At 65.3% G+C, this 10,144-nt stretch carries 16 protein-coding genes; all 16 read right to left on the reverse strand.

The window, feature by feature from the left end; genetic code table 11:
- Positions 1–602 (reverse strand): phage tail protein (locus NGM28_RS27930; protein WP_252092467.1); only part of this gene is annotated, 602 nt, incomplete at its 3' end.
- Between the two features lie 9 nt (positions 603–611).
- Complete coding sequence (locus tag NGM28_RS27935; RefSeq protein ID WP_252092468.1) at positions 612–1,136, reverse strand: phage tail protein; 525 nt, start codon at positions 1,134–1,136, stop codon at positions 612–614.
- Positions 1,133–2,305, reverse strand: a complete 1,173-nt coding sequence (locus NGM28_RS27940; protein ID WP_252092469.1) for a baseplate J/gp47 family protein — start codon at positions 2,303–2,305, stop codon at positions 1,133–1,135. Before NGM28_RS27940 ends, NGM28_RS27935 begins: the two co-directional genes overlap by 4 nt.
- Positions 2,302–2,619 (reverse strand): DUF2590 family protein, encoded by a 318-nt coding sequence (locus tag NGM28_RS27945; RefSeq protein ID WP_252092470.1) that lies wholly within the window; start codon positions 2,617–2,619, stop codon positions 2,302–2,304. The genes NGM28_RS27940 and NGM28_RS27945 overlap by 4 nt, the downstream gene beginning before the upstream one ends.
- Positions 2,619–4,832, reverse strand: coding sequence for a phage tail tape measure protein (locus NGM28_RS27950; protein WP_252092471.1), 2,214 nt, complete (start codon positions 4,830–4,832; stop codon positions 2,619–2,621). Before NGM28_RS27950 ends, NGM28_RS27945 begins: the two co-directional genes overlap by 1 nt.
- A gap of 6 nt (positions 4,833–4,838) precedes the next feature.
- Positions 4,839–4,985, reverse strand: a complete 147-nt coding sequence (locus tag NGM28_RS29095) for a DUF6890 family protein (RefSeq protein ID WP_502943920.1) — start codon at positions 4,983–4,985, stop codon at positions 4,839–4,841.
- 20 nt (positions 4,986–5,005) lie between these two features.
- Positions 5,006–5,293: a putative phage tail assembly chaperone gene (locus NGM28_RS27955; protein ID WP_252092472.1), complete on the reverse strand. Its 288-nt coding sequence runs from the start codon at positions 5,291–5,293 to the stop codon at positions 5,006–5,008.
- The gene (locus NGM28_RS27960) at positions 5,290–5,781 is read right to left on the reverse strand and encodes a lysis system i-spanin subunit Rz (protein WP_252092473.1); all 492 of its coding nucleotides are present in this window, start codon (positions 5,779–5,781) and stop codon (positions 5,290–5,292) included. Before NGM28_RS27960 ends, NGM28_RS27955 begins: the two co-directional genes overlap by 4 nt.
- A complete protein-coding gene (locus NGM28_RS27965) occupies positions 5,778–6,308 on the reverse strand; it encodes a lysozyme (protein ID WP_252092474.1) in 531 nt (176 codons plus the stop codon). Before NGM28_RS27965 ends, NGM28_RS27960 begins: the two co-directional genes overlap by 4 nt.
- On the reverse strand, positions 6,305–6,511 hold the full coding sequence (locus tag NGM28_RS27970) for a hypothetical protein (protein ID WP_252092475.1): 207 nt from the start codon (positions 6,509–6,511) through the stop codon (positions 6,305–6,307). The genes NGM28_RS27965 and NGM28_RS27970 overlap by 4 nt, the downstream gene beginning before the upstream one ends.
- Positions 6,508–6,720, reverse strand: a complete 213-nt coding sequence (locus tag NGM28_RS27975) for a TraR/DksA family transcriptional regulator (RefSeq protein WP_252092476.1) — start codon at positions 6,718–6,720, stop codon at positions 6,508–6,510. Before NGM28_RS27975 ends, NGM28_RS27970 begins: the two co-directional genes overlap by 4 nt.
- Positions 6,720–7,169, reverse strand: coding sequence for a phage protein (locus tag NGM28_RS27980; protein WP_252092477.1), 450 nt, complete (start codon positions 7,167–7,169; stop codon positions 6,720–6,722). Before NGM28_RS27980 ends, NGM28_RS27975 begins: the two co-directional genes overlap by 1 nt.
- 3 nt (positions 7,170–7,172) lie before the next feature.
- Entirely contained in the window at positions 7,173–8,288 is a 1,116-nt protein-coding gene (locus NGM28_RS27985) for a DUF2586 domain-containing protein (protein ID WP_252092478.1), read from the reverse strand.
- A gap of 11 nt (positions 8,289–8,299) precedes the next feature.
- Positions 8,300–8,977: a phage virion morphogenesis family protein gene (locus NGM28_RS27990; RefSeq protein WP_252092479.1), complete on the reverse strand. Its 678-nt coding sequence runs from the start codon at positions 8,975–8,977 to the stop codon at positions 8,300–8,302.
- The gene (locus NGM28_RS27995) at positions 8,967–9,422 is read right to left on the reverse strand and encodes a phage tail protein (protein WP_252092480.1); all 456 of its coding nucleotides are present in this window, start codon (positions 9,420–9,422) and stop codon (positions 8,967–8,969) included. Before NGM28_RS27995 ends, NGM28_RS27990 begins: the two co-directional genes overlap by 11 nt.
- Complete coding sequence (locus NGM28_RS28000; RefSeq protein WP_252092481.1) at positions 9,419–9,889, reverse strand: head completion/stabilization protein; 471 nt, start codon at positions 9,887–9,889, stop codon at positions 9,419–9,421. Before NGM28_RS28000 ends, NGM28_RS27995 begins: the two co-directional genes overlap by 4 nt.
- Between the last annotated feature and the right edge of the window lie 255 nt (positions 9,890–10,144).

The following is a 10,144-nucleotide window of genomic DNA, read 5'->3' on the forward strand; positions in this document are numbered from 1 at the left end:
TCGATGTAGGCAAGGCCGCCCTTGGCGTTGTAGCCGCCGGCGTCGTTGGCCTTCTCCAGTTGCAACGCCGAGCCGAAGAAGCACGCACGCCCGAAGATGTCGCGGTTGCTCTGGCGCTCGCGCTCATCGATGCCGGCCAGGCGCACGGTGAAATCGTGCTGCCAGGTGCTGGCGTCGATGGTGATCCCTGTCACGGCCTGGGCGCCGGTGAACTCCACGAGGATGTTGCGGGTCACGTTGTTGCCGATCTGTACGGGCGGGATGTTGCGGCGCTTCTGCTGCAGCGGCACATAGGCCAGAGCGAACAGCACGCCTTCTACCGTCTCCAGGCCGAGCCAGTTCCAGTCGAAGTCGCCCACGTCGCTGCCCAGCATCGAGCTGTAGACCACCTGGTTGGGGTTCACATACCCCTTGTTCTGGTGAGGCAAGTCATACCGATAGACGATCTGGTTTGCCGGCGGCAGGACCGCTGCGCGGTCGACCGGCTTCTGGGGATCGAGCCCAGGCACATTGGCGTAAATGAAGCGGGCGACCTGGAGAACGTCCTCGGTCCCGATCTTCTCGGCGATCAGTCGTTCGCCGGCGAGGGTGATGGTGGCCACGGCGGGCTCCTACAGGCTGGCGACCAGCGTTTGCTGGTCGTCGTTGAAGTCAGCTACGACCAGGCGCAGCGTTACAGGGGTGATCGACACGAAGTCATAGCGGCGGCAGGTCCGACCGTATTGCTGGATCAGTACGCGCAGCAGCTCGGGGTTTTCGGATAGTTGGGAGTCGGAGAGGCGCAGCAGGACGACATCCCAGTCGCGGTCCTGCATGCGTTCGTCGATCTCGACATAGCCCACGCCCAGGCGGCGCAGGATCCGCTTCAGGCCGGCGGTGCTGCCGGCGTCGACCGCGTTGATAAAGGCGTGCTTTACGCGCAGGCGATACAAGCCCTCGGGCTCGTTGTTGAAACGGGTGATATCGCGCTGCCAGGCCAGCAGATCGAGGATGGTCAGGTGGCAGGTCTCGGCGTCGGCCTGCAGGAGCGGCCACTGGACCCACTCCTTGACCTTTATCCACCAGGCCTGGGCGGCAGCAGTGAGCTTGGCCAGCTCGGGACCGCCAAGCCAGAACGGCAGTTTCAAACGGATCATGCGAACGTCACCTGCAGGTCGGAAATGCGTGGGATGGCCAGCTCCGACACGATGTCGTCATTGCCGAAGTGCAGCGACTCGATGTCGGGAAATGTCTGGTGCAGTTCTTCAGCCAGGCGACTGAAGGAGAACCGGGCCTGTGGATAGGTCAGCGTGGGCTGGTAGTCGGTGGCCGTGCTCTCGCGGAACGCCGCCCGGATGAACAGCGCGATGCCGTCCTGCAGGGCCTGGCGCCGCTCTGCCGTCAAATTGGGGCGCTGCCACACGGTGAGGCTGATGGCGTGCTGGGTCTGGGGCATGACTAGGACCAGAAGGTCGTCGCCGTGGCCATGGTTGCCGGCGTCGCGCACATGGGCGTTGATCTGTTCCAGGAACGATGCCGCCGGCACGTCGGCCTCGAACAACACATAGGCGTTCGCGCTGCCCGGGCCACGGGGAGCACCGTGCAGGAAATACACGCCATCGGGCCGCACGCCTGGGAAGGCGGCGATCATCGCCCGGTAGACGGCGTCGGTGTGCCACTGGTTGACTGCGCTGAACTGGTTGCGTACGCGCAGGCGTAGCTGGTCGTCGGGCTCGGGGTCCGCACCTGGTGCTGTCAGCCAGCCGTCCGCGTTGACCACCTGGGCGATACCGGGGATTGGCTCCTGCAGGATCGCGTAATACCCCGGGGCCAGGTTGTAGCCGCTGCCCACCGCCATGGCCTCGACCTTCACCGTTACCTGCAGGCGGCCATCGGGGAACGTGGCGTCCTCGATCGTTACCAGCTGGTAGACGTGGCCATTGATCGCGGCGGACTGGACGACCACGCCGGCGGGCATCTGCAGCTCGCCGGCGGTGTTCTCGCGGGTGAACAGCAGCACGCCCTTGGCCTTGGTGGCGCCCTTGCGCTCGACGTTCACCGCCCAGGCCAGCGTGTCCAGCCAGGCGCCGCCGGCGGTCTTCACGAAAAAGTTAGGCAGCACGGTGTCACTGAGGAACGTCAGCATCCACAGCACCGGCTTTGTGACCAGGGCGGTGACCACACGCCAGAACGGGCTGTATGCGCTGGTGTTACTCAGCTTGCTGCCCTGGGCGGCCACCTCGGCCTCCCAGGCCTGGCGCAGGCCGGCATCGGTGGTGGGGATGCCGGCGTCGCTCAGCGCCCGGCGGAAATCTACGTTGCTCACAGAAACACCTCGATGTTGCCAAACTTCATGGTCTTGGCCGTCACCAGGTACACGCCCGGGCGGTCCTCCAGGATCCGGGCGGTGCCCGGCACCAGGCGCTCGTCGTCCTCCACCAGCAGCTCCAGCTGCAGGATGCAGTCGGCCTGGCGCTGCCGGCTGCGCTCGGCCACCAGGGTCACCAGCAGGCCGCTTTCGCGGATCATGTGGGCGATGTCCTGGGCAATGCTGGCCCGGTCCTCGATCAGCCGCGGCTGGCGAGAGGGGTCCAGGACCAGGTCGTTGTCCTCAATCAACAGGTCGATGTATTCGCTCATCAGCCGACCGCCATGCCGATCAAGTTTTCCAGCTCCAGCGGGGTCAGGGGCTTGCCGCCGGTGTTGATCTCGACCTTTTCTACGTGCATGCGCCGATCCTGGGTCTGTGTGTTGTTCTGGACTTGCTTCATCAACCCGCCCTGGGGCACCGCGTTGGGGCGTGCCGGCGCAACGCTGGGGGCGGCCTGCTGCAGGCGGGCATTGCTGCGCTCGGCCTGCTCGATCGGCGCGGGCGCCTGCACTTGGACGGTGGGCGCGGGCATGGCGGCCAAGCTCTTGAGCATCGGGGCGATCGACGCGGCGGGCGCTGCCATTGCCGGGGTGGCCGCGACCTTCGCCACCGCCTCGGGCACCGCCGGCGCGTCGGCCTTGGGCTGCTGCTCCAGGACCTTAGCCACCGGTGCGGGTGGCGCGACCGCCGCCGGCAGCGTGGTCATCAAGGGCGCCTTGGGCTGGACCTGCATCAGCGCCTGCGGGGTGGGCAGCGGCAATTGCGGAGCAGGCAGCGGCATAACGCCTACCGGCACGGTCTGCGGGGGAATCTTGGGTGTTTCGGGCACCTCCGGCATGTCGCCGAAGCTGGCATCAATCTTCACGCCCGGGATCTTGTTCAGCAGCGCGATCACGCCTTTGAGTGCCTTACCCAAGAGGGCAAACGGCGAGATCTTGGCCAGGATCAATAGGAAGCTGTCCCAGGACGAGGCAGCCTTGGTGCTGACGCCCATAATTTCGGCCAGCCAATCGACCACTTTCATGCCGAAGTCAAAGACCTGCTTGAGGCCTGTCCAGAGAAGGGGGAGCAACGCGGCAAAGATGCGGAACAGCAGAATGATCGGTGTCAGCACCACGATCAGCGCCTGGAACCATGCACTGTCGCCGAACGAGGCCTTCAAGTCGTCCCAGTAGTAGATGGCCAAGCCAACCCCGATCACCAGGGCCGCGATCGCGATGGTGATCAACACAATAGGGCTTGCCAGCAGGGACAGCATCCCGACCACGCCACTGATCACCGCCAGCCCGGAAAAGGCGGCAATCAGCGCAAGCACGCCCAGGGCGGCGATGCCCATCACCCGTGCGATGTTCGGGAACAGCTTGGTCCAGCGGGTCAGGGTCTGGCCCATGGCGACCAGGCGCGTCATCAGCGGTTGCAGCAGGGGTATCAGCACCTGGCCGAAGGAGATACGCAGGGCATTCACGGCCTGGCCGAATTGCTGCCAGGGATCGACCATGGCCTGGGCCATCTTCTCCGCCTGCTCCAGTCCACGGACTTTGCCCAGGTTGTCGATGCCGTTCTTCAGCCGATCGGTGTCCTGGGCCAAGGCACCGATCACCTGGGCGCCTTCACCGCCGAAGGCCTCCATCAGTTTGGCGTTGGCCGCCGCGCCTCGCAGATCCCCGAACTTGCCCTGCAGCTTGGCCAGGATGTCGAGCATCGGCAGGACCTTGCCGTTGGTATCGGTGAACTTCATCCCCAGCTTGTCCGAGGCGTTCTCGATGTTCTCGAAGAACGCCTTGTAGCGCCCGCCGGCGTCACCCCCTTCCATGGTGCTGGACAGGCTGCCGATCACTGCCATCTGCTCGGCCAGGTCGACGCCGGCGGCAGTCGCGATCGCGCCGGCCTCCTTGAAACCCTCTTTCATCTGCTCGCCACTGGTGCGGAACAGCTGTACCGCCAACGCGGTTTGCCCGCCCAACTGCTCGACCCACTGGCTTTTGCCCATGGCGTCGGCCTGCTGCTTCTGCAGGTTGTACAGCGTGCCGACGTACTCGCTCATCACCTCCTTGTCGGACTTGGTGGCCTTGGCCAGCACGCTACTGGTGTTGGTGAAGGTGGCCAGCTGGGAGCCGGCCAGGCCCTTGATCGCGCCTTCGATCTTGTACGCCGAAGCCACGAACTCCTGGGCGTTCTCGCCGTAGCTCACGGAGAACTCCAAGGCCTTGTTGTTGAGGGCGTCCAGGGCGTCCTCGGCCACGCCAAGCGAGCGGACCTCTCCCAGGGCACGGTTCACTTCCAGCGCAGGCTCCAGCGAGGCCTCGATGCCGCTCAGTGAGCCCCACAGCCCGGCCACGCCGGTGCCGATACGGCGAATGTTGGCTTCGCTTTTCTCGGCCAGGTCATTGAAACCCTGGGTCACCTTGGCCAGCGGCGCGGTGACCTTGTCGGTCAGCGACAGGATGAAATCCAGCCGGCTGGATGCGTTGCTCGCGCTCATGGGGGGTCAGCTTCCGTTGAATGCTCGTGCTATGCCGTTGGCCACGGCGATTTCCATTCGCCGCCAGTGCTCGTCCTCCAGCCACTTGGCGGTGCCCAGGTTCTCGGGCGTGGCGGGTGCACCAGGTAGCCAGCGATCGGCGAGGGCCAGCAGCTGGCCCAGGCCGTCCTCGGTCAGGCGTTCAGCGTGGCCGAGCGCTTTTTTACGGTGACCTCAACGGTCGGGGCGTACTCCTCAACCAGGGCGCCGGCGATCTGCAGGACGGTCATCGGGTTGGCCAGCAGCGGCTTCAGTTGCTCCTTGTGCTCAGGCTTCACCGCGTTGACCAACAGGTTGTTGGCCGGCGCCACCTTGTTCGAGGGGGTCAGGGCGTTGATGTACTTGGTCATCAGGGCCGGATCGATGGCAAAGTCCAGGGACTGTTCGCCGACTTCCAGGGTGATCTCGGTGCGTTGGGTCATGGTGCTACTCCGTTGGGTTGGGTGGTGCAAAAGGTGCGGATGTGGTCCTGCAGGCCCAGGATCATTTGCCGGCTGAGGGCGAGCTGATCCCGGAGGGTGAAATAATCCGGTCGAGCGTCTGCAGCGAGTTCGGCGGTGGCTGCATCAGCCACGCCGGCGGCGCCGGTACCGGGACCGATACGCACTGCGGGGCAGCTGGCTTTGATGAGCAGCCGCTGATTGCGATCGTCAACAGCGCGGCGCAGATACTGGTTGTGCTTGAGTGCATCGGTCAGTTCCTGGGTGTGTTTGGTGTCGTTGGCGGCGGCGGTGGCCAGGCGCTCGGCGGTGATCTGGGCGGCCTCGCGCAGGCCTGCGACTTCCTCCAGGGCGGTGTCGCGCTCCGATCGGGCGTTGTCCAGCTGCTGCAGCACCAGGTCGAAGGCGAACCAGGCCGCGCAGCCAGCCAGCAGCGTGAGCAGGAGCAAGCGGAACGGGGAAAGGGTCATGAGGCACACAGCTCCGCTTCGGCGCGCCGGCGGGCGTGCAGCCCAGGCACGAACCGCTTGTTGCCCTTGGCGTCGGTGACGTAGGCCCACACGGGGCGGCCATCGGCGCCCCAGGCCAGCGCCCGGCAGCCCTCGGCGATACGCCCGGCGTTGATCAGGCCCACAGCGCGGCTTGCGCAGGTCGAGGGCGTGCCGACGTTGTGGCCGTGACTGGACAGGGCATCAAAGGTGTTCTGATTGATGTCCTCGTTGGTCAGGCAGTCGGCCAGGGCCAGCTGACCCTTCTGCACCACCAGGTGTTCCACCTCGGTGCAGCGCTCGGGCGACCAGTAGTCACCGACGATCACCGGATACGGGCTGGTGTGGCGGGTGATGCCGGCGCAGACGGTCGGCAGGCCCTGGGCGAGCTTGTCGGCGTAGACGACGTTCTGGCCTTCGCCTTCCCAGTTGCCCAGGAACGCCATCAGTGTGCTGCTACTGAGCACCAGGGCGATCGACCCGGTGATGATCTTGTTGCGCAGGCTCATGGTTTGATCCTCCAGTCACGCAACATCTGGCGGTACTTGGGAACCAGCAGAAGGATCTGCAGCGCCATGTAGACCGCCGTCAGCATGTAGGCGACCGCCGACCAATCGACGGTGCCAGTTACGCCGGTAGCGGCCACACCGATCGCGGGTGAGGCTTTGGCCAAAGCGATGGCAGTGTCCTGGGCGGCTTGGTTCGTGCTCATCGATGACCACCTTTCTCGAAAGTGGACTGGCAGGGCACGCAACGGGTCATGCCGCCCAGGGCGCGGCGCGCCTCGGGGATCTCGCCGTCGCAGTCCTCGCAATGGGTGAGGCTTGGCCCAGTCATCCGCGCCTGCTGCAGGACTGCGGCGATCGCCTGGTCACGCTGACGCTGCTCCAGAGCCTGGGCGCGGTCGAATGGGCACACCATCAGCTCAGGCCCTCGATCTCGTCGGAGGACAGGTACGGCACGCCGTTGATGTGGACGAAGTCTGGGCTGGTGACATCGAACGGCAGCTTGTGCTTGGTCTTCTCGCCGCCCTTGGCGTCGATGTTGAGCAGACTGGAAATCTTGAACCGGCAGCCGAAGGCCTCCACGCGCATCTCATCGGTGGGCGTCTTGGCGTAGAACAGCAGGTCAAAGGTCTCCAGCTGACGGAAGCTGCCGGCCTTGCCGGCGGCCTCGATGATCAGATTGAAGTTGCTGGTGTCCACCTCCAGTTCACCGCTGGCCGCCACGTCGCCGGCGACCCAGCCGTCCGGCACGCCTTTGGTCTGCGCTACGGCGCTGTTGTCGGTGATGTCGAGGGTGGAGGTCTCAACGTGGACTTTCAGGTCGCCCACGCTGATGTCGAAGTTCATGCCGCTGATCTTGGCCATGGGTTACTCCTGGTTGTCCTGGGAAAGGTCCAACGCGATGTTGGCGGTGATGTCCTTGGGGCAGTTGTGCGGGCGGATCTTGAGAAACACTTCCACCTGCGCCCGGCTCTTCCAGGTGATGACCAGGTCGCCGTCGCGGGGCGACTGGATCTCGCCCGGGAACACTTCGCCGGCGAACTTCACGGCCTTGGCCATGCGGCGCAGGGGCGCCATCAGCGCGCTGGTGTTGGCGGCCATGCTGTTGGCGCTGCTGTTCAGGCGACGGTCGCCGATGCGGCGGATCAGCAAAGGGCGGACCTGGCGCGCCGCCTTGTCAGCGAGGCGCAAGTACTCCAGCACCTGGAAGTCGCTCGCGGCGGTGTCCAACATGTTGGCGTCACCCCAATACACACCCTCGTAGTCCGGGTAGGTCTGGGAGACGGAGAAGCGCGCCTTGTCCAGCTCGCTGCGGATCGCGGACGGCAGCGGTACGCCTTCCTTGTCCTGCGGCACCGCACCCAGGCCCAGGACTGGGCCGCTGGCGACGCGCATGGGGGTATCCGCTATGCTCCAGGCGGCGTTGGCCAGGCGCCCGGCGAGCACGCCGAGGTCGTTGCCGTGCAGCTGTGGCACGACGACAACCCGGGGTGCAGCAATGCCGGCAGTGACCGCTTTCTGCTCCACCAGGTACTCCGACCAGGTCGCGGCAGGCAGGATGCCGGCGGAGGCGGCCAGGACGAACGAGCGGCGCCCGTACTTGGCGTTCAGTTGCTCGGCGGCGGTGTGCATGGCCACCAGTTCCGCGCCGGTGGTCACCGGCTTGGTGATGACGATGCCTTCCACCGAAAAGCCCTGCTGCTGGGCGTATTCCAGTGCCGTGGTCCAGTCACCTTCGGCGCCGATCGGCGCTGCCAGGCAGGCCCAGCGGTCGCCGCCGTTGGCCCGGGCCGCGACCAGTTGGGTTTTCAGGTCGCTGCTCGCAACGCCCAGGTCGTTGTCCAGATCGCTGTCGGTGTTCAGGGGCAGCAGTTTGCCGACGTTCTTGCCGGCGGGGCCGATGAAGAGGAAATAGCGCTCGATCTCGGTTACGGCACCCTGGCCGAGGTTGAGATTGTTCACGCTGACTTTGCCGAGTGCCATGTGATGCCTCGTTAGCGGGGTGAATGAAGGATTTGGTCCAGGACCTGCTTGACCAGGTCGCTGGTTTCCTGGGCATTCGCGCCCAGGAACTGGCGTTTGGGGAGCGTGATTTCCCAGCTGTCGGCACCGCGGGACTCGCTGGCCTGGTCATCCAGGACGCGGATCAGCACGCCGGCTTGCATGTAGCTGACGTGGTCCAGGATCCAGGCGACGGAAGGGCGGGTCAGGCGCTTCTTTCCGGGCTGGCGAACCTTGAAGCCCAGTCGGCGCAGGCTCTTGGCCTGCCTGGCCGTGGACACAGCACCCGCCGGCACACGGCTCCAGCGCCGCATCTGCTGCGCTGTACGTCGCTCCGACACGCCGTTGTGCTGCTGCGCGGCGATCCAGCCGGTGAGCGCGTTACGCCAGCCCAGCACGGCCTCTTCGTCGGTCAGGCTGGTGACTTGCATCAGCTTGCCCAGGCCGGCCTCCATCTTTTTCTTGCCGGCTTCGCTGCTCTTGCGCGGTGCGAATGGCGAACCGTCCAGGTTCTCCTGGTTGCGGATCCGCCGGCGGCTCAGGCTCCGGGCGCGTTTGGACACGTTGTTCAGCAGGCGTCGACGCAAGCGGGGCGGCAGTTCCAGCAACGCCAACTGCTCCTGGGCGTCCAGCAGCCCCCGGATGTCCTGGTCGAAAACCCTAGCGGCCATGGCTGGCCACCTCGCCGTGTTCGGCAACCCAAAGGTCGAACGGGATGAACGACCAGGTCTTGCCGAAGGCCTCGACCTCGCCGGCGGCGTCCTCGGCCAGGTACTGGGGTTCGACAAAGTCCAGGACCAACTCCACGTCGAACAGGTCGTTGGCCAGGTCCAGCGGCTCGACGCTAAACGCCGGCGCTGGCAGTTCGAACCGATGGCGTTCGGTGTCGTGGGTTTCCAACCAGCTGCCCACCAGCGCCATGAGGCGCCCGGGATGGCCGTTGAAACGCTCGAAGGCGAACACCGCGCGGTAGCGCATGTTGCCCATCTGCAGGCCCTGTTCGGTTTCGGCCCATACCAGCTGCAGGTCGACCTGCTCCGACCAGGCGTCGAGCTGTTCCGGGGGCACCAGCTGCCGATCGAGGAGGTAGGCGGTCAACGCCTTGAGCTGGTTCACTGCAGCTTCGCCGTGATGCGGTTGCGGCCCTGCAGGGCACGCACAGCTTGTTGGCTCAATGCCAGGTAGGTGTCGGCGCGCTCTGGTGCCTCTTTGCCGGTGTTTTCGGCTACTTCGCGGCGGGTGACGGTCGCAAAGTCGGTCAGGGCAGTGGCCTTGGCCCGGCAGTACACGGCGCGCTTGTAGAGCGCGACTTTGTTGCCGTAGCCCCATGCGGCCACGGTGCTAGCGTTCGCTTCGTCTTCCAGGCTCGATACGCCGGCAGACCTGAAGATCTCTTCGACGCGAGCCAGGTCCTGGTTCACCTCGGCCATGGCGATGGTTAGGTGAGTGACCAGCGTGTCGGCCAGGTACTCGCCGGGCAGGCGGTAAGCCTTCTGGTACTCAGCCAGGGAGAGGCCCGGCCAAAGGCCGTTGTTCTCGATGGTCTGGTCCATCACGGTGGAAGTCTTGCCTGAAAAGCTCATCGCTGATCACTCGAAAAGGGCGGGAAACACCGTTGCCACGGGGCGGGCCATAAATGGCTGTCTCGTTTCACGGGTTCCCGCTGGGGGGGTAGTCGTTGGTTACTGGGCGTCTGCAGGGGGCTCTTGCTTACGCAAGGCCTTACGGGCGTTCTCGATGCGGGTGCCTACGCCGACTTTCGGGTACAGCTCGGTTGCACGCTCCAGGTGCTTGATCGCCTTGGCCCACTCCTGGGCCTCCAGGGCGCGGATGCCGAT

Source organism: Pseudomonas sp. MWU13-3659, from assembly GCF_023757525.1.
GTDB classification, from domain to species: Bacteria; Pseudomonadota; Gammaproteobacteria; order Pseudomonadales; family Pseudomonadaceae; genus Aquipseudomonas; species Aquipseudomonas entomophila_E.

Bases quoted from the DNA above. Each gene is read 5' to 3' on its own strand.
- NGM28_RS27935 (WP_252092468.1), bottom strand. From the start codon at position 1,136: ATGATCCGTTTGAAACTGCCGTTCTGGCTTGGCGGTCCCGAGCTGGCC.
- NGM28_RS27945 (WP_252092470.1), bottom strand. From the start codon at position 2,619: ATGAGCGAATACATCGACCTGTTGATTGAGGACAACGACCTGGTCCTG.
- NGM28_RS27950 (WP_252092471.1), bottom strand. From the start codon at position 4,832: ATGAGCGCGAGCAACGCATCCAGCCGGCTGGATTTCATCCTGTCGCTG.
- NGM28_RS27955 (WP_252092472.1), bottom strand. From the start codon at position 5,293: ATGACCCAACGCACCGAGATCACCCTGGAAGTCGGCGAACAGTCCCTG.
- NGM28_RS27960 (WP_252092473.1), bottom strand. From the start codon at position 5,781: ATGACCCTTTCCCCGTTCCGCTTGCTCCTGCTCACGCTGCTGGCTGGC.
- NGM28_RS27965 (WP_252092474.1), bottom strand. From the start codon at position 6,308: ATGAGCCTGCGCAACAAGATCATCACCGGGTCGATCGCCCTGGTGCTC.
- NGM28_RS27970 (WP_252092475.1), bottom strand. From the start codon at position 6,511: ATGAGCACGAACCAAGCCGCCCAGGACACTGCCATCGCTTTGGCCAAA.
- NGM28_RS27975 (WP_252092476.1), bottom strand. From the start codon at position 6,720: ATGGTGTGCCCATTCGACCGCGCCCAGGCTCTGGAGCAGCGTCAGCGT.
- NGM28_RS27980 (WP_252092477.1), bottom strand. From the start codon at position 7,169: ATGGCCAAGATCAGCGGCATGAACTTCGACATCAGCGTGGGCGACCTG.
- NGM28_RS27985 (WP_252092478.1), bottom strand. From the start codon at position 8,288: ATGGCACTCGGCAAAGTCAGCGTGAACAATCTCAACCTCGGCCAGGGT.
- NGM28_RS27990 (WP_252092479.1), bottom strand. From the start codon at position 8,977: ATGGCCGCTAGGGTTTTCGACCAGGACATCCGGGGGCTGCTGGACGCC.
- NGM28_RS28000 (WP_252092481.1), bottom strand. From the start codon at position 9,889: ATGAGCTTTTCAGGCAAGACTTCCACCGTGATGGACCAGACCATCGAG.